Origin of the sequence: Glaciibacter sp. 2TAF33 (genome assembly GCF_052114945.1) — a bacterium.
Lineage (GTDB): Bacteria > Actinomycetota > Actinomycetes > Actinomycetales > Microbacteriaceae > Cryobacterium.
This window is the reverse complement of sequence record NZ_JBFRFS010000013.1, coordinates 1-24315: the sequence shown is the minus strand read 5'-3', so window position 1 is coordinate 24315 and position 24315 is coordinate 1. Positions and strand designations below refer to the sequence as shown.

23 protein-coding genes are annotated in these 24315 nt (G+C 68.0%); 11 read left to right on the top strand and 12 right to left on the bottom strand.

Annotated elements, in window-relative coordinates:
• Positions 1–3 precede the first annotated feature (3 nt).
• From AB4Y94_RS14355 to AB4Y94_RS14330, 6 genes are read left to right on the top strand one after another with little or no spacing between them, the layout of a single operon-like run.
• Positions 4–1179, top strand: coding sequence for an acyl-CoA dehydrogenase family protein (locus AB4Y94_RS14355; protein WP_441728560.1), 1176 nt, complete (start codon positions 4–6; stop codon positions 1177–1179).
• Entirely contained in the window at positions 1176–2102 is a 927-nt protein-coding gene (locus AB4Y94_RS14350) for a VOC family protein (protein ID WP_441728559.1), read from the top strand. The genes AB4Y94_RS14355 and AB4Y94_RS14350 overlap by 4 nt, the downstream gene beginning before the upstream one ends.
• Entirely contained in the window at positions 2099–2998 is a 900-nt protein-coding gene (locus AB4Y94_RS14345; RefSeq protein ID WP_441728558.1) for an alpha/beta fold hydrolase, read from the top strand. Before AB4Y94_RS14350 ends, AB4Y94_RS14345 begins: the two co-directional genes overlap by 4 nt.
• A gap of 2 nt (positions 2999–3000) precedes the next feature.
• Complete coding sequence (locus AB4Y94_RS14340; RefSeq protein ID WP_441728557.1) at positions 3001–4254, top strand: hypothetical protein; 1254 nt, start codon at positions 3001–3003, stop codon at positions 4252–4254.
• Complete coding sequence (locus AB4Y94_RS14335; protein WP_441728556.1) at positions 4251–5093, top strand: alpha/beta fold hydrolase; 843 nt, start codon at positions 4251–4253, stop codon at positions 5091–5093. The genes AB4Y94_RS14340 and AB4Y94_RS14335 overlap by 4 nt, the downstream gene beginning before the upstream one ends.
• A 22-nt stretch (positions 5094–5115) precedes the next feature.
• Positions 5116–6552 (top strand): FAD-dependent oxidoreductase, encoded by a 1437-nt coding sequence (locus tag AB4Y94_RS14330; protein ID WP_441728555.1) that lies wholly within the window; start codon positions 5116–5118, stop codon positions 6550–6552.
• Positions 6553–6577: 25 nt separating this feature from the next.
• Here AB4Y94_RS14330 and AB4Y94_RS14325 read toward each other — a convergent pair whose 3' ends face one another.
• From AB4Y94_RS14325 to AB4Y94_RS14305, 5 genes are all read right to left on the bottom strand, one after another.
• A complete protein-coding gene (locus tag AB4Y94_RS14325) occupies positions 6578–7975 on the bottom strand; it encodes an MmgE/PrpD family protein (protein WP_441728554.1) in 1398 nt (465 codons plus the stop codon).
• Between the two features lie 2 nt (positions 7976–7977).
• Positions 7978–8691, bottom strand: coding sequence for an ABC transporter ATP-binding protein (locus tag AB4Y94_RS14320; RefSeq protein WP_441728552.1), 714 nt, complete (start codon positions 8689–8691; stop codon positions 7978–7980).
• Positions 8678–10393 (bottom strand): branched-chain amino acid ABC transporter ATP-binding protein/permease, encoded by a 1716-nt coding sequence (locus AB4Y94_RS14315; protein ID WP_441728551.1) that lies wholly within the window; start codon positions 10391–10393, stop codon positions 8678–8680. The genes AB4Y94_RS14320 and AB4Y94_RS14315 overlap by 14 nt, the downstream gene beginning before the upstream one ends.
• Before the next feature lie 11 nt (positions 10394–10404).
• A complete protein-coding gene (locus AB4Y94_RS14310) occupies positions 10405–11319 on the bottom strand; it encodes a branched-chain amino acid ABC transporter permease (protein ID WP_441728550.1) in 915 nt (304 codons plus the stop codon).
• 72 nt (positions 11320–11391) lie between these two features.
• Positions 11392–12723, bottom strand: coding sequence for an ABC transporter substrate-binding protein (locus AB4Y94_RS14305; RefSeq protein ID WP_441728548.1), 1332 nt, complete (start codon positions 12721–12723; stop codon positions 11392–11394).
• A gap of 165 nt (positions 12724–12888) precedes the next feature.
• Between AB4Y94_RS14305 and AB4Y94_RS14300 the strand changes: the two genes are divergently transcribed.
• From AB4Y94_RS14300 to tcuA, 4 genes are all read left to right on the top strand, one after another.
• Positions 12889–13527 carry a TetR/AcrR family transcriptional regulator gene (locus AB4Y94_RS14300; RefSeq protein WP_441728547.1) on the top strand — a complete coding sequence of 213 codons (639 nt, stop codon included), beginning with the start codon at positions 12889–12891 and terminating at the stop codon, positions 13525–13527.
• A complete protein-coding gene (locus AB4Y94_RS14295) occupies positions 13524–14141 on the top strand; it encodes a TetR/AcrR family transcriptional regulator (protein WP_441728546.1) in 618 nt (205 codons plus the stop codon). Before AB4Y94_RS14300 ends, AB4Y94_RS14295 begins: the two co-directional genes overlap by 4 nt.
• Positions 14142–14202: 61 nt before the next feature.
• Positions 14203–15399: a flavin reductase gene (locus AB4Y94_RS14290; RefSeq protein WP_441728544.1), complete on the top strand. Its 1197-nt coding sequence runs from the start codon at positions 14203–14205 to the stop codon at positions 15397–15399.
• A complete protein-coding gene (gene tcuA, locus AB4Y94_RS14285; RefSeq protein ID WP_441728543.1) occupies positions 15396–16868 on the top strand; it encodes an FAD-dependent tricarballylate dehydrogenase TcuA in 1473 nt (490 codons plus the stop codon). Before AB4Y94_RS14290 ends, tcuA begins: the two co-directional genes overlap by 4 nt.
• A gap of 37 nt (positions 16869–16905) precedes the next feature.
• Here tcuA and AB4Y94_RS14280 read toward each other — a convergent pair whose 3' ends face one another.
• The 6 genes from AB4Y94_RS14280 to sucC all read right to left on the bottom strand — a co-directional run bounded on the left by AB4Y94_RS14280 (position 16906) and on the right by sucC (position 23012).
• A complete protein-coding gene (locus AB4Y94_RS14280; RefSeq protein WP_441728542.1) occupies positions 16906–17727 on the bottom strand; it encodes an aspartate/glutamate racemase family protein in 822 nt (273 codons plus the stop codon).
• Positions 17724–18365, bottom strand: coding sequence for a cysteine hydrolase family protein (locus tag AB4Y94_RS14275; RefSeq protein WP_441728540.1), 642 nt, complete (start codon positions 18363–18365; stop codon positions 17724–17726). Before AB4Y94_RS14275 ends, AB4Y94_RS14280 begins: the two co-directional genes overlap by 4 nt.
• 46 nt (positions 18366–18411) lie before the next feature.
• Complete coding sequence (locus AB4Y94_RS14270) at positions 18412–19182, bottom strand: SDR family NAD(P)-dependent oxidoreductase (protein WP_441728539.1); 771 nt, start codon at positions 19180–19182, stop codon at positions 18412–18414.
• Positions 19179–20579, bottom strand: coding sequence for an FAD-dependent oxidoreductase (locus AB4Y94_RS14265; protein WP_441728538.1), 1401 nt, complete (start codon positions 20577–20579; stop codon positions 19179–19181). Before AB4Y94_RS14265 ends, AB4Y94_RS14270 begins: the two co-directional genes overlap by 4 nt.
• Positions 20580–20918: 339 nt before the next feature.
• On the bottom strand, positions 20919–21806 hold the full coding sequence (gene sucD, locus AB4Y94_RS14260; RefSeq protein ID WP_441728536.1) for a succinate--CoA ligase subunit alpha: 888 nt from the start codon (positions 21804–21806) through the stop codon (positions 20919–20921).
• Positions 21807–21842: 36 nt separating this feature from the next.
• Complete coding sequence (gene sucC, locus AB4Y94_RS14255; RefSeq protein ID WP_441728535.1) at positions 21843–23012, bottom strand: ADP-forming succinate--CoA ligase subunit beta; 1170 nt, start codon at positions 23010–23012, stop codon at positions 21843–21845.
• A gap of 217 nt (positions 23013–23229) precedes the next feature.
• Between sucC and AB4Y94_RS14250 the strand changes: the two genes are divergently transcribed.
• The gene (locus AB4Y94_RS14250) at positions 23230–23940 is read left to right on the top strand and encodes a VIT1/CCC1 transporter family protein (RefSeq protein WP_441728534.1); all 711 of its coding nucleotides are present in this window, start codon (positions 23230–23232) and stop codon (positions 23938–23940) included.
• A gap of 170 nt (positions 23941–24110) precedes the next feature.
• Here the strand turns inward: AB4Y94_RS14250 and AB4Y94_RS14245 are convergent.
• Positions 24111–24315 (bottom strand): IS3 family transposase (locus AB4Y94_RS14245; RefSeq protein WP_441728533.1); only part of this gene is annotated, 205 nt, incomplete at its 5' end.

Below are 24315 nucleotides of genomic sequence, written 5' to 3'. Positions count from 1 at the left end.
CGCATGAGCGTTGTCGAAGATCTACGCAGGCTGGAGCCTGAATTACGACTCGGCGAGGAGCAGGCCACGGCCGATCGCTCGCTGACCGCCGAGACCTGGCAGACCATGCAGGACCTCGGAATTCTCCGGGGACTGCAACCGAAGCGCTGGGGCGGCGGCGAGGTCTCGCTCCGCGAACAGCTCACCAACGTGTACGAGCTCGGGCGGATCGCCCCGGCCGCCGGCTGGGTGGCCGGCGTCGTCGGCTCGCACCCGTGGCAGATCGCCCTGTTCCCCGAAGAGGCGCAACACGATCTCTGGGGCGACAACCCGGCCGACATCAACTCGTCGTCCTACGCGCCGACCGGCAAGGTGGAGCGCGTCTCCGGCGGTTACCGGGTGAAGGGCCGCTGGTCGTTCTCGTCCGGCAGCGACCACTGCCAGGCCGTCATCCTCGGCGGCAACGCCGGCATGTTCGACCTCGGCGGCGGCCGCGAGATCCCGAACTACGGCTCCATCCTGCTCCTCAAGGACCAGTACACGATCGACGACAACTGGTTCACCGCCGGCCTGGCCGGAACCGGAAGCAAGGACATCCTGGTGGACGACGCATTCGTCCCCGAGCACCGCTTCCTCTCCCACCCGGCCTACGAGTACAACCCGACAAATCCGCCGCCCGGATTCGAGACGAATTCGTCGACGCTGTACGGCCTGCCCTGGGCGGTCATGTTCAACCTCGTGCTGGTGGCACCGGTGCTCGGGCTCTCCCGTCGTTTCCTCGATGAGTGGACGGCGGAGACCATCGGGCGTCGCTCCAACTGGGGCGGATTCCTCCGCGACGACGCCCTCATGCAGATGCACCTCTCCGACGCCGAATGGGTGCACGACGCCGCGGTGAAGAAGATGTTCGAGGCGATCGACACGATCACCCAGGCCGCCGAGGCGGGCGTCTACCTCGACCGCGGCGAGCGCGCTCGGCTCCGGTGGAACATCACCAAGAGCTGCCAGGAGGTTGGCCAGCAGGTCAACAAGCTGCTGCGCGTCTCCAGCGGACGTACCGCGTTCGTCGACCACCCGCTCCACAAACTCTTCCAGGACGTCACGGCCGCACTCGGCCACGCCTTCCTGGTTTCAGACGCCGTCGGCCAGTACTACGGCGCATCCCTGCTCAACTCGAAAGCACCGGAGGTAATGCTGTGATCCAGGAACTTAGTTATGTCGGCTTCGCGTCGCCCCGTCACAATGACTGGCGCGACTTCGGCACCAAGAAGCTCGGCTGCCAGATGATCGATGACGGAGCGGATGGCGCTGTCCGCCTCCGCGTCGATGACGTCAACTACCGCATCGCCATCCACCCGGCCGAGCAGGACGAGTTCCGCTACGCCGGCTGGGCACTGGCAAACGAGACCGACCTCGCCGCATTCGTCGAAGACCTGGAGCTCAAGGGCGTCACGGTCAACCAGGGCGACGCCGCCCTGGTGGCCGAGCGCGAAGTCGCCGACCTGGTCTGGATCGAAGACCCGTGGGGCAACCGGCACGAATTCGTCTGGGGAAAGCGCGCCAAGCCGAATTCCTTCCACGCCGGCCGCAAGATGGACGGCTTCGTCACCGGAACCCAGGGCCTCGGCCACATCGTGCTGCTGGTTCCCGACGTGGACGAGGGCAACAAGTTCTACGTCGACGTGCTCGGCTTCCGGCTCTCCGACCGCATCATCGGCGGTCCGTTCAACCTGCGTTTCTACCACATCAACGGCCGTCACCACTCGCTGGCGATCGGCAACACCCCCGGTTACACCGGGTTCAACCACCTCATGCTCGAGGTCAAGAACATGGACGACCTGGGATCGGGCATCGACCTGTTCGACGACGACGAGATCCTGCTCTCCCTCGGCCGCCACACCAACGACCTGATGATGTCCATCTATGTCGCGTCCCCCTCGAGCATGCAGATCGAGTACGGCTACGGCGGCCTGATCGTCGACGACCTGCACTGGACCAGCCGTACCTATGAGGACGCGAGCATCTGGGGTCACCACCGTTCGGAGGCGTACTTCACGAACCCTCCCGGAATCATGCGCGCGGTCGGCTCTGCGGAGTCGGCCGAGCCGGTCACGCTGCCGTGACGGCCACCGGTACGGCACCGCTGGCCACCGCAGTGAACGTCGACTCGGCCAACCCGGCCATCCGCGTCTCGGACGTGCCGGTCGGTGACGACATGGTCATGCGCGTCAACCAATCCGGCCAGCCGGGCCGGCCGGTCATCCTGATGCTCCACGGGTCGGGGCCCGGCGTGTCCGGGCGGTCCAACTGGGAGGCGCTGATGACCGGCCTCGCCGAGGAGTACCACTGCATCGCCCCGGACATCATCGGCTTCGGCGACTCCACCCACCCGGATCCGTCCCCGCAGGGCTTCGTCCCCAACATGACGCTCCGGATCGACAAGCTGATTCGGATGCTCGACGAGCTGGGCGTGGACTCCGTGACCCTGGTCGGTAATTCGATGGGCGGGATGTTCTCGCTCCGCCTGGCCCAGCTCATTCCCGACCGTCTCGAGCGGATGGTGCTGATGGGGTCCGGCGGGATGCCGGGCCTGGTGCCGCTGCCGGGGCTGGTGAAACTCGTCACGTTCTACGACGACCCGTCCGAGCAGAGCATGGAAGACCTGCTGATGCTGTTCGTCTCTGACAAGGAGGCGTTCGGCCCGAGCATCCGCGACATCGCCGGCGAACGGTACGCCGTCGCCGCGCGTGAGGATGTTCGCCGTTCCCACCTCGGCACCTTCGCACCGGGCGAGTTCTGGACGTTCCCGGAGGAGGTCCTGGCCGAGATCAGCCACCGAACCCTCGTCGTGCACGGTCGGGACGACGCCATCGTGTCGCCGGAGGGCAGCTACTACCTGGCCGCGAATCTGCCGAACGCGGACCTGTACGTGCTCAGCAACTGCGGCCACTGGACCCAGGTGGAGCAGGCCGAGCGATTCCGCACGATTCTCTCCGACTTCATGGAAGGACGTATTTAGCCATGACCGACGCCATGACCATACCGGCGACGGCGGCTCGCTCCGAAGCCGGCGTCGCGACGGGTTCGGAGCCGCGTACCGAGACGATCGCCGACCGCGCCCGTGCCTTGGCCCCGGCGCTGACCCTGGCCGATGCCGGCAGCAATTCCCTGCGCCGGCTCAGCGACGAATCCTGGCGCCTGGTCACCGACACCGGCATCCTGCGCGCCCTCCAGCCGCGGCGCTGGGGCGGCGGTGAGACCTCCGTGACGGAGTTCGCGGACGGCGTGGTCGAGATCGGCCGGGCGTCAGCGTCCGCCGGGTGGGTCAGCTCCGTCGTCGGGGTGCACCCCTGGCAGATCGCGCTGTTCCCGGCGGAAACCCAGGAGGAGGTGTGGGGCGCGAACCCGGCCCGCGCGATCGCCTCCTCGTACACGCCGACCGGGACCATAGAGAAGGCCCCCGGCGGGTATCGCGTCTCAGGGCGCTGGTCGTTCTCCTCCGGCATCGACCGGTGCGACGGCGTCATCCTCGGCTCCGTCGACGGTGAACGCAGCATCAACGGCGAGAGTTTCCCCGACTTCGTCTCAGCGATCCTGGACCGTGACCAGTACTCGATAACGGATGTCTGGCACACGTCCGGCTTGAAGGGCACCGGCAGCAACAACATCACCGTCGTCGACGCGTTCGTGCCCGCCCACCGGGTGCAGTCGCACCTTGACTACACGAAGGGCCTCGGCACCCCGCTGGCCGGCCAGGAACTGAACACGGCGGCGCTCTACCGCCTGCCGTGGGCGGTGCTGTTCAATTTGATCATCACCGCGGGCGCCCTCGGCACCGTGTACGGGTTCCTCGACCTGTGGACGGCGGAGACCGCGGGTCGGCGCACCAATTACGGCACGCTGTTGCGCGACGATGCCCTGGTGCAGGACCATCTGGCCGAGGCGACGTTCACGATCGACGGCGCCCGCCTGCGGATGCACCGGGCCGGAGCCGAGCTGCTCGAGATCGCCGAAGCCGGTGAGATCCCGAGCGAGGAGCTGCGCGCCTTCTACCGCTGGGACCTCGCCAAGAGCGCCCAGTCGGCCGTCGACGCGGTGTCGGACCTGATGCGCTCCGCCAGCGGCCGCACGGCCTTCACCGAGCACCCGCTGCACGGGAAATTCCAGGACGTGATGGCCGCGTCAGGCCATGCCTTCCTGGTCTCGGACGCGCTCGGCCGAGCGTTCGCCGGCCGCAAGCTCGGCAGCCTCAACGTGCCGGCGGTGCACCTGTGAGCATCCGTAACTCCCGGGTCGCGGTGGGCGACCTCTGCTTCGAGGTCAATGAAACCGGCGATCCGGCGCACGAGACGATCCTGTTCCTGCACGGCTCGGGGCCCGGAGCCACCGGGCGCTCGAATTGGGAGCGCATCCTCACCGACCTCGGGGACCGCTTCCACTGCGTCGCACCGGACATGATCGGATTCGGCGACTCCAGCCACCCGGTCGACCCGCCGCAGGGCATGTCCGCGTTCAACGACCTGCGGGCCGACGCGCTGCTCGGCCTGCTCGACGAGCTCGGGCTCGGCCGGGTGCACGTCGTCGGCAACTCGATGGGCGGCCAGCTGGCCCTGCTCATGACGCTGGCCGCACCCGAACGAATCGGCAAGCTGCTGCTGATGGGAAGTGGGGGCGCCCCAACGACCTCGGTCTCACCTGGCCTTGCCCACCTGCGCGAGTTCTACGCCGACCCCACCGCCGACAGTCTGCGCGGACTCCTCACGGAGTTCGTCGACGACCTGGAACCACTCACCGGAACCATTGACGCCGTCGTCGCCGACCGGATGACGTACGTCGTGCGGGATGACGTGGCCCGCTCGCACCGAGCGAGCTTCAATCCACACGCACCGCGCCGGGTGTTCACGGAGGCCGAACTCGCGACCATCCCCCACCCGACCCTGGTGGTGCATGGTCGTGAGGACCGGATCATCCCCCTGGAGGCGAGCTTCTACTTCGCCGACAACCTGCCCAACGCCAACCTGTTCGTGCTCGCACACTGCGGGCACTGGACCCAGATCGAGCACCGGGAGAAGTTCGAATCCCTGCTCGAACGATTCATCGCGGGCGTGCTGTGACCCGTATAAGAAGGAGTGCACTGTGAGTGAAACGCAATTCGACGCCGACTTCGATGTCATCGTCGTGGGTGCCGGTGCCGCCGGGTTGTCGGCCGCGCTGACCGCGATCGAAACCGACCCCGGCGCCCGCATCGCCGTGCTCGAGCGCGGGGCCCCCGACATCCGTGGTGGAAACACCCGATGGTCCGGCGCGTACCTGCGGCTGCAGGACACCACCACACCGGTCGCGAACCTCGTCGACTACGCCGTCGGAGCCTCCAAAGGCTACGCCAGCCGCGAGTATTACGAGTCGCTCGTGCGCGAGGTTCCCGAGGCGTTCGACTGGCTGCACGAGCAGGGTGTGGTGCTGAAGAACCTGCCCACGATATTCCTCACCCAGTCCGCGTCCCGGTACCAGCCGGTCGGCGGAGGCGTCAACATCGTCGAGCCGCTGTTCGAGCGGCTCGAGGCGACCGACGCCACGATCCTCTACGAGACGGCAGCGGAGACCCTGTTGACCGACACCCGAGGCACCGTGGTGGGGGTGCGGGTTCGCGACGAGAGTGGCACCCGCAACCTGCGTGCCGGTGCCGTCGTGCTCGCCTGCGGCGGATTCCAGGGCAATCGCGAGCTGATGGCCAAGTACGTTGGCCGGAACGCCTACCGGGTGCCCCCGATCTCGCGCGGCGGGGCGAACAACCGCGGCGACGGACTCCGGATGGCGCTCGAAGTGGGAGCCGCCACCGAGGGCCAGTTCGACCTCTTCCACGCCGAGCCCAAGGACCCGCGGAGCGACGTCGCCGAAGCGGTGGTGATGAGCTTCCCCTACGGGATCCTCATCAACACGGCCGGCGAACGGTTCATGGATGAGTCAGCGAAGACCGTCGACCTGACGTATGAGTCGGTGGCCCGGAACATCCTGCAGCAGGAGGACAGCATCGGATACGCGGTCTTCGACCAGCAGGTCAGGTCCGTGCCCGGCTACGAGCACGCCATCGGGACCGACGTCGATCCGATCCAGGCGGACTCGATCCTCGAACTCGAGGCACTGATAGGGCTGCCGCCCGGTTCGCTGGTTAGAACGGTCGCCGAGTTCAACGCCGCCTGCGACACCGACGCACCGTTCGACTGGAGCAGGCTCGACGGCGTGGCCTCGCGTCCGGCCGGGCAGCCCGCGAAATCGAACTGGGCACGGGCACTCACCGAGGGCCCGTTCTTCGCGTACCCGCAGATCTGCGCCAACGTGTTCACCTTCGGCGGCGTCAAGACCGACCTGGCGGCCCGAGTGGTCACCTCCGACGGCCACCCGATCTGCGGCCTGTACGGCGCCGGGGAAATGACCGGCCTGTACTACGAGGCATACGCCGGGTCCACCTCGGTGATGCGGTCGATCACCTTCGGCCGGATCGCCGGGCGCGAAGCGGCGCGACTGGCGCTGTCAGACGCGCGCGTGCCGACGGATGCGCTGCTGGGCGCGTAGCCGGCGCATCCGCTCATCCGGTCGGTCAGCGCCTGGCGGCGGACCGGATGAGCGCCCCCAGGGTGGAGACGCGGGGCAATACCGGGAGAAGGTTGGCCTGGCGTATCACCGCTTCGGCGTCTTCGGGCGCCAGTACGGCGCCCAACGCGGCATACTGCTTGCCGGCGCGCTGCCCTGCCGACATCGGCCGCTTCGGGTGGCCGAGCGCATGCCGGATCTCCCGGCTGAACACTCTCCCGCGGTAGTCGATCTCCACCCGTCCGGCGAATCGGTCAGCATCCGTCGTCACGAGGTCGGGGACCACCAGCACCCGCTCCCTCAGGTGGTGGATGTCGCTGCGGTCGAGCGCGGCGCTGCCGAACTGTGCCGGCCCCGCCGCCCGGTCGATCGCGGCCGCGGCCATCACCCAGGTGGGGCTGTACCGGGCGCTGTATGCGTCCCACGGCACCTCGACCTGCATGATCCCGGGGACGATCGGGTCGACGTGGACGGTGAGTGAGCGGATGCCGTCCGGTGCGAGGTCGTGGTCCGTCGCGAGGCCGATGACAGCCTCGACCGCGGCATGGCAGCTGCCGCAACAACAGTAGGGCTTCTGCACCAGCCCCCATTCGGTCTCGATGCCGTTGACATAGGTACCGCCGCTGCTGAGGCGTCCCGCCCCAGATATCACCGCGGCGGCCTGCGCTGCCGGCTCCCCGGCCCGGTCGCCACCGAACACCGCGAGCATGCCGTGGTCTCCGAGCAGCCAGTCCTCGCTTCCGGAGACCCCCGCCCTGGCCAGCTGGGCCGCCTGCACGCCGTTCCGCGCCGCAGCCCCGGCGTGTACGGCCTTGGTCGCGGTACCGAAGTTGACCCGCAGGCCGCCGGCGAGCGACGCGGCGATCGCGAGCGCGTGACCGGCCTGGCCGGTGGTGAGCCCCAGCATCCGGCTCGCCACCGCGGCTGCGCCGAGCGTCCCGACGCTGCTGGTGGCATGCCAGCCGCGGCGATAGTGTTCGTGCCCCAGGGCGAGGCTGGCCAGGTAGTCGACCTGGTAACCGACCAGGAACGCGTCGAGCAACCTCGCCCCGGACGCGCCGGTGTGCTCGGCGACCGGCCACGCCGTGGCCAGCAGCACGGCGCTGCAGTGCCCGTGCATGGGGTGCATGTAGTCGTCCCAGTCGAGGCTGTGGGTGGCGACCCCGGCGAGGAACGCGGCGTCGGCGAGGGCGAACCGGGCGGGCCCCGACCAGGTGCCCACGGCATCCGGATGCTCGCTCGGCAGCAGGATCGACCGGGAGAAGCTGCTCTGCTCCTCGTTCGCACCGGCGACGCCGACAGCGAGGGTGTCAGTGAGGGCGTCGAGCGCGAGCGACTGGGCGTGCATCGACCACGGCGCCGCGCCCGTGACCAGGTCGGCCAGCACCGATTCCGCGGACCCCATGCTCAGAACAGATCCCAGTAGCTCTCGCGGGCGCGCATCTCGTCGGCGGTCTCCTCGAGGATGACGGTGCCGTTCCGGACGACGTACACCCGGTCGCAGATGACGAGCGCCTGCTTGACGTTCTGCTCCAGGAGCAGGATCCCGAGTCCGCCGCGGTCGACCAGTGTGCGCAGGGTGCTGAAGATGTGCTCCACCACGCTGGGAGCGAGCCCGAGGGAGGGCTCATCGAGCAGTAACAGTCGCGGCCGCGCCATCAGGGCGATCCCGAGGCTCACCATGCGCTGTTGGCCACCGGAGAGGGTGCCGGCCTGCTGGCCGGACCTCTCGGCCAGCAGCGGGAACAGGTCCTCCACGAATGCCAGCTGTTCGTCCCGGTCGGACCCGGCGGGGGCGTTGGCCGCGCCGAGCAGCAGGTTGGCCCGGATCGACAGGTCGGGGAAGACGAACCGTTCGGAGGGGATGAGGGCGAGGCCGCGCGAGATGTTGTCCCGCACCGAGGCGCCGAACACCACGTCGCCGTCGATGGTGATGCGGCCGCCGAGGGCGGGCAGCAGGCCGTGCACGGTGCGGATGATGGTGGTCTTGCCGGCCCCGTTGTGCCCCATCAGCCCGACGATCTCACCGGTATTGAGGTGCAGGTCCACCCCGTGCACTACTTTCTTGCGACCGTAGCCGGCGGAGAGGTTGTCGAGGGTGAGCAGGTTATTGCGCGCCAAAGTAGGCCTCCGTCAGCCGGGCGGAACTCGTGAGTTCCTCCACTGTCCCCTCGGCGGTGATGACACCGAGTTCCATGAAATAAGCGTGGTCGGCGAGTTGCCTGACCACTTCCAGGTTGTGTTCGACCAGGCACACGGTGCGGCCCTGCGCCCGCACCGCGTCGATGATGCCGAGCATCACGTCGACCCACGCTCCATCGACCCCGGATGCCGGCTCGTCGAGTAAGAGGACATCGGCTTCGGTGGCGAGAGCCCGCGCCAGCGACACCAGTTTGGACTGCCCGTACGAGAGGGACTCCGCGGCGATGCCGGCCTGGTCGGCGAGCCCGACGAACGACAGCCATTCCATCGCCGCGTCGGCCGTGCGGTGGTCGCCCCGGGAGACCCTGCGGCCGGGGGCGAACAGGTCGACCAGCCGCTCGCCGTGCTGGTTCTGCACGCCCAGCATGACGTTCTCCAGGCAGCTGACCGCCGGAAACAGGCGCACGTCCTGGAAGGTGCGCACCAGGCCCTGCCTGGCGGCGAAATCCGCGCTCGTGCCCACCAGCTCCACACCGTTCAGCAGCACGCTGCCGGAGTCGGGCCGTACGAAGCCGGCCAGCGCGTTGAACGTCGTGGTCTTGCCCGCGCCGTTCGGCCCGACCAGGGCGGTGACGGTTCCCCGGCGCAGCTGCAGGTGCAGGTCCTTCACGGCGTGGATGCCGCCGTAGCTCTTGCTGATGCCGGTGGCCTCCAACGTGATGTCGTGATCGCTCCACACCCGTTCGGTGGGAACAACAGCGGCGCCGGCGCGGGGCGCAGTCGTCGCCGGCGAGGCAGCGGCGTCGAGGGGCACCGGAACCTTGCGGCGGCGTTCCCGGATCAAGCCCTGCGGTCGCACGATCATGAGGACGATCAGCAGGGCCCCATAGATCGCCAACTGCACCAGTGACGCCTTCGACGAGTCCAGGGCGACCACGTAGCGGAGAACCGGTTCCACCAGGGTGAGCACGGCCGCCGCGATCAACGAGCCGACCAGGTTGCCCTTGCCGCCGAAGATCACGATGGCGAAGATGGTCAGCGCGAACGGGAAGCCGAACGCGCCTGGCGTTGCCAGCCCCAGCCACCCGGAGAACACCGTGCCGACCAGTCCGGCAAGAGCCGAAGTGATGGCGAACACCACCACCTTGAACCGGAACACGTTCTTGCCGAGCGACTGTGTTGCCACCGAGTCTTCCCGGATGCCCTTCAGCACCCGGCCGAACGGGGACTGGCCGAGCCGCCAGCAGACGGCGAACACGACGACCAGGAGCACGCCGGCCAGGAGCAGCCAGTCCTCGGAGTGGTCGAGCTTCCAGCCGAACAGGTCGAGGTCGGTGATGTTGGTGATACCGATCGTCGACCCGAGCACGTCGATCCCGGCGATGATTCCGATCAGCCCGAGCGAGAACACCAGGGTCATCAGGATCAGGTACTCCTCGGAGAGGCCGAGTGCCACCAGCCCGAGCAGCACGCCGACCAGGCCGGCCGCCACGGTGCCGGCGAGGACCGCCGCACCGAACGGCCAGTGCTGCGCCGTGACGAGGTAGCCCACGGAGTAACCGCCGATGCCCGCGAACGCCGCATGGGCGACGGAGACCTGGCCGGCATAGCCGACGAGCAGGTTGACCGTGACGGCGAGAGAACCGTAGATGAGAATCTCGGTGAGATAGGTGATCCACATGATGGGCTCCCTCAGTTTCCGGCTGGACGGGTCAGCACGCGGCGCGGCGGCAGCCAGTTCCGCCAGCCTCCGCGGGTGGACAGCGCCACCAGGTAGACCACCAGCACGGCGAAGACGGCGGTCTGCGACCACTGCGCCGACAGGAGGATGGAAGCCCACTGCTCGAGCAGGCCGAGAGCCACACCCACCACGAGCGCGCGGAGCGGGCTGGTGCGGCTTCCGGCCAGGAATGCGACGACGAAACTGTAAATGATCACCCGGTCGCCCATGGTGGGTTCGACCGTGTACTGCAGGCCGTACCAGATGGCGCAGACGCCGGCGATCAGGCCGCCGATGCCGAAGACTACGATGTTGATTCGGCGGGTGTTGATGCCGAGCACCGCGGCCAGCGGCGGGTTGCTGCGGGCGGCCTTGATGGACCGGCCGAGCGGGGTCCTGGCCAGGAGCAGGGCGAGCCCGATGACGAGGACCAGGGCGCTGATGGCCTGGAGCACATCGAAGTTGGTGAACGTGATCGGCCCGAGGGTGACCGAGGAGAGCGTCGGCCCGTAAAAGGGCACGCTGCCGGTTCCCAGGAGCAGCTGCAGGACGGCGACGCCGAGGATGCTGAAGCCGAGGGAACTGACCAGGACTGCCAGCAGGGAGTTGGCCCCGGCGCGCGCCGAAACCGGACGGTAGATGAACACCTCGATCGCGATGCTGAGGGCGACGGCGGCCAGCACTCCGACCAGTGCGGCCGGCCAGAACGGGAGCTGTGTCCAGCTGGCCACCTGGAAGGCGGCGAGCGGGGCGATCGTGTAGGTGAGCGAGTAAGAGAAGTGAAACCTGCCGGTGACGCCGAGGATCAGGGCGAGTCCGGCGCCCATTGCGGCGTAGGACACGCCGCGGAACAGGCCGTTGGCCGTCAACTGAAGGAAGTCGTTCATCATTGAACCTTTGTGGAAGAAAAATGGTGACCGGTGAGCGGCCGGGGAATGCCGCCCACCGATCGGGTGGCACTACTTGTTGACGACGAGATCCTTGCCGCCGATGTTGAAGGTGGCGAGAGTGTGCACCTTGCCGTCCTTGTACTGGTAGACGCCCATCGGACGGCTGGCCACCCCGTGGGTCGTCAGGTCGATGGTGGTGACGCCGACAGTGGAGGTGTCCCCGCCGTAGACGCTGGGGAGGTCGGGATTCGCCTCGAGTGCTTTGAGCAGGTCGGCGCCGCGGGTCACGTCGCCGCCGGCCTTGACCGTTCCCCGCAGGATCTGCCAGAACGCGATCGTCTCCTCGTAGGCATTGGCGGCGTAGAACGACGGTGCCGGCGCGGTCGGGTACTTCGCCGCATAGGCGTCGACGAACAGCTTGGCCAGGGGGTTGGTCGGCGCGGTCGCATCGAAGAAGTTCATGGCGAAGTTGTATGCGCCGCTCTCGAAGGTGCCCTTCGATGCGTCCTTCGCGGTGTCGGTGTACTCAATGCCGATCAGCGTCGAGTCGATGCCTGCGGCGGTGAACTGCGCGGTCAGGGCGCCGGGCGCCTGGGCTCCCATGCCGACGATGATGACATCCGGCTTGTTCGCCTTGACCTTGGCGATGACGGTGGAGAAGTCCTGGGTGGCCGGGGAGACGGTCTCCCAGAGCCCGTTGAACTCCAGCCCGGCCGACTTCACCTTGTCTGCCAGGTCGCCCTTGATGGCGTCGTTGAACGGGCCCATTTCCCAGCCGACCAGGCCGACGGTCTTCGCGTCAGGGTGGGCCTTCTTGAGCCAGGCCAGCGTGCCGGGCAGTGTGTCGCCCGGGGCGACGGCCGTCGTGCCATAGAAGTAGGGAGCCCCGACGGCGAACGGCTGGGCCCCGCCGACGCCGTCAAGGGTGAGGATCTGGTCCTTCGCGGTGTCTTCCAGCATTGCGCCGAGGCCGTCGCCGTAGCTGGTGATCTTCGCGGAGACCTTCTCGTCGGCGAGTTCGCGGGCGGCCTGCTTGGATGCGACAGGGTCCGGGTTCTTGATGTCCTTGACCGAGAGGGAGATGTCCGGGCCGCCTGAAGCCTTGATCTGCTCGATCGCCAGGTCGATTGCCTGCTTCATCTCGGTGCCCTGCGGGGCGCCGGGGCCGGACATCGGCAATGCGGCGCCCAGCTTCCAGGTGAGGTCTTTCCCGTTGTCCGCCCCACCGGCATCAACGCCGAGGACGGAGCCGAGGGTGACGGTCGGGGCGCCTGAGCCTGCCGCGGGTTCGCCGCTGTTGGGGGTGCTCGCACAACTGGCGAGCAGGGTGGTTGCTGTGATGAGTGCCAACAGGGTGGCGACTCGGCGAGGTGCGCTGTGACCTCTGGACGTGTGAACCATTGTTCGGTTTCTCCATTTCACCGTTGAAGCGGGGACTAAGTGGTGCGGGGCCGATTTCCATCCTGTAGTGATCACTACAGATGCGGCTTCGGGAAGAGTACCTTGTAAGGTGTCGTCCGAGCAAGCAAAACCTCACAACGATTTGAACCGGAGCCTTTCGTATCCATGCCACGCAAGACTGAACGGCGCCACGTCCAGGGCGACTCGTCGCGTCAGAAGATTCTGGAGGCCGCGCTGGACATCGCCGCCGAACGGGGGTACGACGGCACGAGCGTCGCACTGGTGACCGAGAAGACCGGGCTGCCGGCGAGTTCCATTTATTGGCACTTCAAGAACAAGGATCAACTGCTCGCAGAGGCCCTGGACTTCAGCTATCGGCGCTGGCGAGCGGTGGGCCCGCCGTGGGCTGCCGAGCTCCCGCCGCTCCCGTTCGGCAGCCAGGTGCAGGATCGCTTCCGCCAGGCGGCGACCGCGTTCGTCGAGCAGCCGGAATTCTGGCGCCTGGGGCTCATGCTGGCGCTGGAGCAGCGCATCAAGGAGCCGGCGGCACGAACCCGCTACATCCAGGTTCGTGGAGAGTCGCTGGCCGCACTCACCGATTGGTGGGGCAGGTTGTTGGCCAGCACGTTCACCGACGTCGATCCCGCCGCGGCGAGCACGCTGGCGCGTTTCCACCTCGCCGCAATGGACGGCCTCTTCGTTGCGACCCAGGCTGACCGCGCGACGGACGTCCAGTGGCTCGTGGACACGCTCGCCGACGGGCTCAGCACCGCGGCATCCCGCTTGGTCGCGGCCGCACGATGACGCGGCAGACTACGGAGCAGCCGGAGAGCTCCCGGCTCCGGATCCTCAAGGCAGCCGCCCAGATCGCCGCGGAACGCGGGTACGAGGGCACGACGATCTCCCGCATCTGCGAGCGCTCTGGACTTCCCGTCAGCTCGGTGTACTGGTTCTACAAGGACAAGGATGACTTGCTCGCGGAGGTCGTCCTCCACAGTTTCACCGAGTGGCTGGCCGACCAGCCGGCCTGGCTTTCGACGCCGGGCGTGCCGCTCGGCGAGAGCCTGCGCGCCATCCTCACCAGGTCGGTGCGGAGCCTGCCGGCCGCACCCGAGTTCCTGCGTATCGGCCACATGCTTTCAATGGAACGGCGGGAGACGGAGCCCGCCGGGCGGGTGCTGTTCCTCCAGGTGCGGGAGCGGGTTCGCGCCGACCTGGCTCGCTGGTTCACGGAGTCGCTGGATCCGGCCGTCGTCAGCTCGCACCCCGACCTTCCCGACCACCTGGCGATGCTGATCATCGTGTTGACCGACGGGCTGTTCCTGGCCGACCAGATGGCGGACATTTGGGACCCCGATGTGTTCGTCGACATCATCGTTGTGATCGTGGAAAAAGCGGTGGCGGTTGCGAGTTCCTGAATAAAATGTCATTGTAGTGATCACTACAGAGAAGTAGTGAAACTCGATGATGAGGAATGACATGACCGCAGACACCGTGGCAGCGAAATTTCGACAGGTTCTCGGCCAGTACCCGACGGGTGTCGTGGTGGTCACCGCCCAGGGGACAGATGGAACCCCGATCGGCATGACGGTCGGCACGTTCAGTTCGGTCTCCCTTGACCCGCCGCTGGTGGCCTTCATGCCACAGAAGAGCTCGTCCTCCTGGGCTTCGATCCGCGCCGCCGGCGATCACTTCTGCGCGAACATCATCGGCGAGGAGCAGGAAGACGTGTGCCGCCAGGTCGCGACCCGCAAGGTGGACAAGCTCGACGGCATCCGCTGGCGTCTCTCCGACCACAACACCCCGATCATCGAGGACACCGTCGCCTACATCGACTGCGTGATCGTTGCCGTCCACGACGCCGGCGACCACGAGATTGTCATCGGCCGGGTCCTGGACCTCGACGTCGTCAGCCAGACCAACCCGTTGCTGTTCTTCCGCGGCGGCTACGGTTCGTTCATCCCCCGGTCCCTCGCCGCCGGCGGCGCCGACCTGTACGAACAGCTGCGGCTGGTCGATCTCGCGCGCCCGCACATGGAATGGCTCGCCGGCACCTGCGACACCGAAGTGACGGCCATTTCGCTGGTCCGCGACGAGCTCGTGCTCACCGCCGCTGCCGGCCGGGCGCAGACGGCGCAGGCTCCCACCCGGGTCGGCCAGCGGGTGCCGTTCATGCCGCCCCTCGGCGGCGTGTTCGCGGCCTGGGGCGACGACAGTCTGCGTGAGACGTGGCTCGGCCGCCTGGGACCGGACGCCACGCCGGAGCAGATCGACGCGCAGCGCGGGGCGCCTGATCGCATCCGCGCGTGTGGCTACAGCATCGCGCTCGGGCACACCAGGGGAGAGCGACTCGAGTCGCTGTCCACGCGGGTCAACCTCAAGGAACCCGGCGTCTCGGCCGAGGCGCTGAAGACCGTCATCCGGGAGGTGACCGGCGGCTACAACGCCGAGGACGTCTCAGACACCGAACAGCACGAGCTCCGGTCGCTCTCCGCCCCGGTCTTCGGCCCCGACGGGCGCGTCGTGCTCACCCTCACCCTGTGGGGTCCGCCCGGGACCATCCCGAAGACGCGCATCGATGAACTGGCCCAACTGTTGATCGGCACCGCGGCGGCGGCGACGACAGCGGTCGGCGGGGCAGTCCCGCGCGCCCGGTTCGCGGCGGCAGCGCTGTGAGTGGCATCACGACGGATGCCGACGTCATCGTCGTCGGTGCCGGTAACGCCGGGTTCGCGGCCGCCCTGGCCGCCGCTGAACGGGGCCGCCGGGTGCTGCTGCTGGAGAAGGCGCCGCCGGGCGCAGCCGGCGGCAACAGTTATTACACCGCCGGCGCGACCCGGATCGCCCACAACGGGCTCGCCGACCTGTTACCGATGCTCGAGCCGGATTCGCGCATTCTCGAAACCGTCGTTCCGCCATACCCGGCGCAGGAATACTTCGACGACATCACACAGCTCAGCGGCGGCCGGAACGACCCGGAGCGCACAGCCGTGCTCGTCAACGAGAGCCATCCCACACTGGCCTGGCTGCACTCCCTCGGCATGAGATACGAACTGCTCTATGACCGCCAGTGCTACCCACAGCCGGGTGGGGGCTACCTGTTCTGGGGCGGACTGCACCTCGGCAACGTCGGCGGCGGGGTCGGCATGATCGAGGACTACACCCGGATCGCCCTCGCACTGGGCGTCGAAATCCGGTACGAGCAGCACGTCTCCGGCCTCATCATGCACGACGACGCGGTGGCCGGGGTCACCGTCGGCACCGGGTCCGAACGCCGGCACCTCTACGCGGAATCCGTCGTCCTCGCCGCCGGCGGATTCCACGCGAACCCGGAGTGGCTGGTGGAGAACTTCGGCGCGGGCTGGGAGCGCGCCACCGTCCGCGGCACCCCGTACAGCACCGGCGACATGATCGCCGCGGCGCTGGCCGTCGGCGCCGCGCGGGACGGGGACTGGTCGACGGCGCACGCGGTGCAGTTGGACGCCTACTACCCGGAGAACGCGAGCAATCGACGCCTCACCAACCGACTGGCGCGGCTGAGCTACCCGATGGGCATCGTGGTCAATCGCGAGGGCAATCGTTTCCTCGACGAGGGCGCCGACTTCCGCAACTACACCTACTCGCGCTACGGCAAGGAGGTGTTGCGGCAGCCGGGCGGCATCGCCTTCCAACTCTACGACGCCACCACCCGGCCGACACTCCGGCCCGACCAGTACGACATGCCCGGGATCTCGGTGACGACGGCGGACACCCTCGAGGCGCTCGCGCTGTCCATCGGAATAGACCCGGCTGCGCTTCGCCACACAGTCGACGAGTTCAACGCCTCGATCACCGGGGCCGCCCTCTTCGACCCGACCATCAAGGACGGCCGCCGGGCCGCTGTCGACCCACCCAAGAGCAACTGGGCTGTTCCGCTGGAGACCGGCCCGTTCTACGCCTACCCGGTCAGCTGCGGCATCACCTTCACATACGGCGGGGTGAAATCGGATGCTGCTGCTCGCGTCCTCGACGAGCACGGCGAGGCGATCGCGGGGCTCTTCGTCACCGGCGAGATGCTCGGCGGCATCTACTGGGGCGGGTACCCCGGTGGCGCCGGCCTCGCGCTCGGCGCGGTGTTCGGACGGCTGGCTGGAACGCTCGCCTGAGGCGTCCAGGCAGCCGCCCGACTCCCCGCCCGACTGCTCAGGGCACGCGGGAGTCGAGCGCGCCGGTCACGCCGTACCACCCACGAGCGGCATCGACCAGGGCCCGTGGCGGCTGCGCGTAGTGGAAACCCACCCGGGCGGGCTTCAGGCCGCTCCGGCGGTACTGGGTCGCCCGCAGTTCGGCCACGGCCAGGAGAGTGCCGAGCGAGTCGATCACCGGCACGTCGTCGACCCGGGAGATGCCCTGGTCGGCGAGGAAGACGTTCAGCGGCCCCTCGCCGGGCACGATCACGTTGGCGCCCTGGGCGATCACCCTCCGCGCTGCGGCCTCGAACGCGTCGATCAGGCCGGCCGGAGAGGCATAGGCGGCCATCACGTCCGTGAACTCGGCCGCGACCTGCTCGATCGGACCGACGATCCGATCGAGGCCGTAGTTGCGCATATTGCGGCGCAACTGCGGCTCCAGCGCGCCGATGAAATTGACGATTCCGACGCAATCGCCGAGCTGGGCCGCCATCAGCACCGAGGTCTGGCCGAGGGCGATGACCGGGATATCGACGAGAGAGCGGATCTCCTCGTATCCCGTGTCCGGGATCGTCGCGATGAGGAACGCGTCGTAGCCTTCATCCTGCGCGCGGTAAGCGGCAGAGACGAACTGCTCCTTGTGCAGCCCGCTCAGGTAGCCGTAGCCGATGTGGGTCCCCGGGTAGTCGGAGGGATAGGTCCCCGGGGCCATGCCGTGGAAGTCGACCGTGACCCCCTCGCCCGCGACCGCGCCCATGTGCCGTTCGAGGGCGTCGCGGTAGTGCGGCACGTCCTCCAGGACGGTGAAGCTCTGGTGCCAGACGCGCAGGGTCACCGCGCACCGACAACGTCGGCCAGCGGCGCATCCGTCGTCTCGCCCAGGCGGGCGACGATGTCGGCCGAGGTCGTGACAGTTCCGAACATCGGCATGATGCTCGCGAAGGAGAAGTCGTGGGCGGCCGGGTTGAAGGAGGCGCACATGTCCTCCACGATGGTGACCTGCAGGCCGGCATCCGACGCGTGCCGCGCGGTCGATTCCACCACGAGGTTCGTGGCCACGCCGCCGATGATGATGTCGCGGATGCCCTCGGCGTGCAGCACGTGCAGCAGCGGGGAACCGACGAACGGGTCGACGCAGCTCTTGTCGAAGACGGGTTCGCCCGCCGCAGGCGTCAGCTCCTCGACGATCGCGGCCTCGGGTGAGTCGCGCAGCATGGCGCGGTCGTTGGGGTACCCGTCGAACCGGGCCAGCCGGTTGGTGCGCAGCAGGTAGGTGTCGTCGAAGGCCAGGCGCACGTGCACGATGAACAGGCCGGCGGCGCGTGCGGCCGCGAGCACGGCCTGCGCTTTCTCGATCACCCCGCGCTCGGCGACCTGGGCAGCGAGGGGGGCGGCTCGCCCCAGCGGCCCCTGCGAACAGAGAGCGACCTGGTAGTCGAGCATGAGGAGGGCGGTGCGGGGTGCGTGTGTCATTGGGCTGTCCTGTCGTGGAGGGTGATGGAGTGGATCGGGGAGGGAGTCACCAGGCCGACCAGCCGCCGTCGACGTAGACGACCTGGCCGGTCATGTAAGCGGATGCGTCGGAGGCGAGGAGGATCACCGGCCCGGCGATGTCGCGATCGGGGTCGCCGAGGCGGCCGAGCATCGTGCGCTGGGAGAACCAGGCCCGCTGGTCGGGGCTCTCGCCGAGGGCCGCCGTCATCTGGGTCGGGTAGAACACGCCGGGTGCGACACAGTTCACCGTGACCCCGTGTGGTCCGAGTTCGGCCGCGAGCGCCCGGGTGACGTTGGCGATGCCGGCCTTCGACGCGTAGTACGCGGACTCCGGCACCGGGCCGACGCGCTCGGCGTACACCGTGGACAGGTTGACGATCTTCCCGGAGCCCTGGGCGCTCATCCGTCGTCCCGCCGCGCGATTGAGCAGCCAGGTTCCCGTGAGGTTCACTCCGATCACGCGTTGGAACTCGTCCAGCGTGGTTTCGTCGTATGCCTTCCGCAACATCACGCCGGCGGCGTTGACGAGGATGTCGACGCGGCCGTGCCGGGTGATGACCGCGTCGAGAAGCGCCTCGACCTGCGCCTCGTCCGTCACGTCGCAGAAGTGCACGGATGCTCCGCCTCCGCATCGGCCGGCTGTCGCGTCGAGGTCGTCGGCGCGTGCCTCGCGGTCGACGATGGCGAGCACTGCGCCCTGCTCGGCGAAGGCTGCGGCGATGCGCTCGCCCAATCCGCCGGCCCCGGCGCCGACGACGAGGGCGACCTTGCCGGCCAGGCTGAACCGGTCGCTCATTTGGTTGCGACCGGCCGGGCCAGCCACGCAGCAGCGGTGCCGGCGACGCGACCGAAGATCCCGGCCTTGCCAATGGAGGTGCCGGTCATGTATCCGGCCCCGTGGAAGCCGCCGATCACCTCACCGGCGGCGAACAGCCCGCCGATCCGCTCGCCGAACACGTCGAGGACCTCCATGTCCGGGGTCACGGTGAGGCCGCAGTAAGTCGCCAGGACCACGGCCGTTGAGGCATGGGCGTAGAACGGCGCCTGCTCGATCGGGCGGGGGACGCCGACACCGCCGGACAGGTGGCTCCGGCCGAAGTCGTCGCTACTGTCGCCTCGGCACGCCGCGTTGTAGCGCTCGACAGTCGCAAGGAAGCCAGCGACCGGCAGACCGAGGCGTTTCGCAAGGTCGGCCAGGGTGTCTGCCGTGACCAGCAGGCCGCTCCGCTCCCGCGCGGCGAGGTCATAGATCGGAACCTCGTCGTCACTCTCGGCCATGACGGCGCCGTCGAACACCTGGTAAGTGAATCCCCCCGCTTGGCGGAGGCTGGCGTCTCCGAGCAGCTTGTACGGCAGCGACTCGTCGACGAAGCGGTCGCCCGCTGCGTTGACGGCGATCGCGCCCTTGTACACCGCGAGGACGCCGGTGCCCTTCTCGGCGTCCACCGCGTGCGGGTAGATGCCGTATGTGCCCTTGATGTACGGGGTGTCGATGACGCCGGCACCGAGTTGCCAGCCCATCAGCATCCCATCTCCGGTGCTGCCCGCGCCCCCGCCGCGGACGGCGCGTTCCATCTGCGGCGCGAACCGGGTGAGAAGTTCCGGGTTCTGCGAAAATCCACCGGTCGCCAGGATCACCGCGCCGGAGCGGATGCGCCGGGACTGCCCGTCGACGCTGACCCGCACCCCGGTCACGCGGCTGTTGTCTGCGCCGCCTTCGCGTTCAAGGCGGTCGACGGTGACGCCGGTGGCCAGCCGCACGCCCAACTCGGCAGCGCTGGCCCGCAGCAGGTCCAGCATCCGTCGGGTGTCGGTGGGATGTGACCGCGGCACGGTCTGCCCGGATGCCGCGTGTACCGTGCCGTAGGTCACGCCGTGAGCCTTGAGCCAGCGGTAGGTCGGCAACTGCTCCCGGCAGTAGAGGTCGACGAGGGCCGGATCGTTGGCGTGGAGGCCGGTCTCGAGGATGTCGCTGCGCAGCAGCTCCACGCTGTCGGCGATCCCCTGCGCCTCCTGCTCGCGGGTGCCGGCGAACGCGGACAGTCCCGCACTCAACACCGTGCTTCCGCCGGTTTCGCCCAGTTTCTCCAGTTGCAGAACCGTGGCGCCGGCCTCCGCTGCGGCCAGGGCGGCAGCGGCCCCGGCCAGTCCCCCGCCGACGACGATGACGTCGACGTGCTCTGGCAGTGTCATCTTCGACAGTTCCCTTCGGAGGCTGCGAATCGCTCCATGTAACGATCGCTACAGGGACAGCGTGCCACAGAATCCCGGACCCCGCAACCACGACGGTGGGAGCCGCGCATCGTTGCCGCGTGCCTACCTGCGGTTGGGCGCCTTCGCCAGCGCTACGAGACCCGCGATGCCGAGGACCACGCCGAGCAGGATGAAGCCGATGAAACCGGTGAAGAAGAGAGTTTCCATGGCCACAGTATGGCGCGGAAGCCGGCATCCGTCACCCGGATACCGCCGTCGACACAGGCAGGGCCCGGCGATTGCTCGCCGGGCCCTGTGGACTGCTGGAACGAATCCCGCTTACAGCGCTGCGAGAACCTCGCGCAGCAGCGTGGCGGTCTCGCTCGGGGTCTTGCCGACCTTGACGCCGGCGGCCTCGAGGGCTTCCTTCTTGGCCTGCGCGGTGCCGGCGGAGCCGGACACGATGGCGCCGGCGTGGCCCATGGTCTTACCCTCCGGCGCGGTGAAGCCGGCGACGTACCCGACGACCGGCTTGGTGACGTGGGCCTTGATGAAGTCGGCCGCGCGCTCTTCGGCGTCGCCGCCGATCTCACCGATCATGACGATCGCCTTGGTCTCCGGGTCGGCTTCGAAGGCTTCGAGGGCGTCGATGTGCGTCGTGCCGATGATGGGGTCGCCGCCGATGCCGATCGCGGTGGAGAAGCCCAGGTCGCGCAGTTCGTACATCATCTGGTAGGTCAGCGTGCCGCTCTTGGAGACGAGGCCGACCGGCCCCTTGCCGGTGATGTTCGCCGGCGTGATGCCGACGAGCGCCTCACCGGGAGTGATGATGCCGGGGCAGTTCGGACCGATGATGCGGGTCTTGTTGCCCTTCTCCTGCGCGTATGCCCAGAACTCGGCCGAGTCCTGCACCGGCACGCCCTCGGTGATGATGACGAGCAGCGGGATTTCGGCGTCGATGGCTTCGATGACGGCGTCCTTGGTGAAGGCCGGCGGCACGAACGCGATGGAGACGTCGGCGCCGGTCTTCTCGATCGCCTCGGCGACCGAACCGAACACGGGCAGCAGGGCATCGCCGTGGACGACCGTGGTTCCCGCCTTGCGGGCGTTGACGCCGCCGACGACCTGGGTGCCGGCCTTGAGCATCAGAGCGGTGTGCTTCGTGCCCTCGCCGCCGGTGATGCCCTGGACGATGACCTTGGAGTCCTTGTTGAGGAAGATTGACATGTGTTTTTCCTTATTCCTTGATCTCGACCGGCTCGATCAGCGGGCGATATGCGCGAGTTCGGCGGCCTTGTCGGCGCCCTCGTCCATGGTGGCGGCCAGGGTGACCAGCGGGTGGTTGGCCTCGTTCAGGATGCGACGGCCCTCCTCGACGTTGTTGCCGTCCAGGCGCACGACCAGCGGCTTGTTCGCGGCGGAACCGAGTTCCGCGAGCGCGCCGACGATGCCCTTGGCGACGGCGTCGCAGGCGGTGATGCCACCGAAGACGTTGACGAAGACGCTCTTCACCTGCGGGTCACCGAGGATGACGTCCAGGCCCGCAGCCATGACCTCAGCGGATGCTCCGCCGCCGATGTCGAGGAAGTTGGCCGGCTTGACGCCGCCGTGGTTCTCACCGGCGTAGGCGACGACGTCGAGCGTCGACATGACCAGGCCGGCACCGTTGCCAATGACCCCGACGGAGCCGTCGAGCTTGACGTAGTTGAGGTCGTTCTCCTTGGCCTTGGCCTCCAGCGGGTCCGCGGCGGCCGCATCCTCGAGGAGGGCGTGCTTGGCATGCCGGAATCCGGCGTTCTCGTCGAGCGTGACCTTTCCGTCGAGGGCGATGATGTCGCCCTCCTCGGTGAGAACCAGCGGGTTGACCTCGACCAGCGTCGCATCCTCACCCTTGTAGACCTGGTACAGCTTGACGAAGACATCGGCCACCTTATCGACGAGTTCCGCCGGGAAGTTCGCGGCGACGGCGATCTCGCGGGCCGTCGCGGCGTCGATTCCCTTGATCGGGTCGACCTCGACCCGGGCGAGTGCCTCGGGCTTCTCGACGGCCAGGACCTCGATCTCCATACCGCCCTCGACGCTGGTGAGCGAGAGGTAGGAACGGTTGGCACGGTCAAGCAGCACCGAGAAGTAGAATTCCTGGGCGATCCGGGCGCCGCCGGCGACCATGACCCGGTTCACGGTGTGGCCCTTGATGTCGAGTCCGAGGATCGCGCGGCCTGCCGCTTCCGCCTCGTCCGGAGTCTTGGCCACCTTGACGCCGCCGGCCTTGCCGCGGCCGCCGACCTTGACCTGCGCCTTGACAACCACGACGCCGCCAAGCTTCTCGGCTGCTGCGCGCACGTCCTCGGGGGTGTCCGCGATGATGCCCGGGAGAACCGGAACTCCATACTGCTCAAACAGGTCTCTGGCCTGGTATTCGTAAAGATCCACGCTGCTTTTCCAATCCGCGTCGTAGCGTTCGTGCATGCTGAGGGGTGATGGGCGCAGCTGTGCGCTGTCAGATTTAGCTCGACATCAAGACATACTGGCCACCTCAAACTCTACCTCCTGAAAGGTGAGGGGCGCCTCCCGCACCCCGCCCGTGCACCGCGTGTAGGCAAGCCAAAGCTTGCTGGCGGCGCGGGCGGCGCAGTGCTTGTCTAGGGGAATGACTGATGTGCAGCACGCCCCTGAGCCCCACGCACCGGGCCTCGCCTCCCGGCTGAACTGGCTGCGCGCCGGCGTGCTCGGGGCGAACGACGGCATCGTTTCGGTCGCGGCGCTGGTGGTCGGTGTGGCCGCCGCCACGACGGATGCTCCGACGATCCTGATCGCGGGGGTGGCGAGCTTGCTCGCCGGTGCGGTCTCGATGGCGCTCGGCGAATACGTCTCGGTGTCGAGCCAGCGCGATACCGAGCATGCCTTGATCGCCAAGGAGCGCTTCGAGCTGGAGACGATGCCCGAGGAGGAGCTGGCCGAACTGGCGGAGATGTACCGGGGGAAGGGGCTCGCCCCGGACACCGCCCGGCAGGTGGCGCTCGAGTTGACCGCGCACGACGCCCTCGCCGCCCACCTGGAGGTGGAACTCCACATCAGCACCGACGACGTGTCGAACCCGTGGCACGCGGCGCTGGCATCCGCTTTGTCGTTCACGATCGGCGCCGTGCTGCCGCTGCTGGCCGTCCTGCTTCCGCCGGACGAGTGGCGCATCCCGGCCACCTTCCTCGCCGTTCTGGTCGCGCTCGTGATCACCGGCTGGCTGAGCGCGTTCCTGGGCGGAAGCACCAAGTCGCGTGCCATCGCGCGGGTGGTCATCGGCGGCCTGCTGGCGCTGGGCGTCACCTGGGCGATCGGCGCACTGATCGGCACCGCGGTCTGAGAAATGGCTGGCATCCGCCGCCGATTTGCCGTAGCGCTTGTCGAACGCCACTGCGCGCGTTGGATTCGGCACGCGTAACGGCGTTCGCCCAGCGCAACCCAAAGAGGCACCCCGGTCGGAATGAACTGGTCCCCGTAAGTTGGACTGGTTATTCAGACGTTAGCAGGGGATCAAGCCGCGAGGGCCTGAGTTCGGTATTGCACCGGGCTCAGGCCCTCGAGCTTTRTCGATATCCGGTCGGTGTTGTACCAGTGGATGTATTCGGTGATGGCTGTGACGAGGTCGTCGACGTTGTCGAAGGTGTCGTGGTGGAAGGCTTCTTCTTTGAGATGGCCGAAGAAGTTCTCGRCGACCGCGTTGTCCAGGCACGTTGCT

Bases quoted from the DNA above. Each gene is read 5' to 3' on its own strand.
- AB4Y94_RS14310 (WP_441728550.1), bottom strand. From the start codon at position 11,319: ATGAACGACTTCCTTCAGTTGACGGCCAACGGCCTGTTCCGCGGCGTG.
- AB4Y94_RS14305 (WP_441728548.1), bottom strand. From the start codon at position 12,723: ATGGTTCACACGTCCAGAGGTCACAGCGCACCTCGCCGAGTCGCCACC.
- AB4Y94_RS14250 (WP_441728534.1), top strand. From the start codon at position 23,230: ATGACTGATGTGCAGCACGCCCCTGAGCCCCACGCACCGGGCCTCGCC.
- AB4Y94_RS14355 (WP_441728560.1), top strand. From the start codon at position 4: ATGAGCGTTGTCGAAGATCTACGCAGGCTGGAGCCTGAATTACGACTC.
- AB4Y94_RS14265 (WP_441728538.1), bottom strand. From the start codon at position 20,579: ATGACACTGCCAGAGCACGTCGACGTCATCGTCGTCGGCGGGGGACTG.
- AB4Y94_RS14295 (WP_441728546.1), top strand. From the start codon at position 13,524: ATGACGCGGCAGACTACGGAGCAGCCGGAGAGCTCCCGGCTCCGGATC.
- AB4Y94_RS14290 (WP_441728544.1), top strand. From the start codon at position 14,203: ATGACCGCAGACACCGTGGCAGCGAAATTTCGACAGGTTCTCGGCCAG.
- sucD (WP_441728536.1), bottom strand. From the start codon at position 21,806: ATGTCAATCTTCCTCAACAAGGACTCCAAGGTCATCGTCCAGGGCATC.
- AB4Y94_RS14340 (WP_441728557.1), top strand. From the start codon at position 3,001: ATGACCGACGCCATGACCATACCGGCGACGGCGGCTCGCTCCGAAGCC.
- AB4Y94_RS14315 (WP_441728551.1), bottom strand. From the start codon at position 10,393: ATGTGGATCACCTATCTCACCGAGATTCTCATCTACGGTTCTCTCGCC.
- AB4Y94_RS14325 (WP_441728554.1), bottom strand. From the start codon at position 7,975: ATGGGGTCCGCGGAATCGGTGCTGGCCGACCTGGTCACGGGCGCGGCG.
- AB4Y94_RS14270 (WP_441728539.1), bottom strand. From the start codon at position 19,182: ATGAGCGACCGGTTCAGCCTGGCCGGCAAGGTCGCCCTCGTCGTCGGC.
- AB4Y94_RS14275 (WP_441728540.1), bottom strand. From the start codon at position 18,365: ATGACACACGCACCCCGCACCGCCCTCCTCATGCTCGACTACCAGGTC.
- AB4Y94_RS14300 (WP_441728547.1), top strand. From the start codon at position 12,889: ATGCCACGCAAGACTGAACGGCGCCACGTCCAGGGCGACTCGTCGCGT.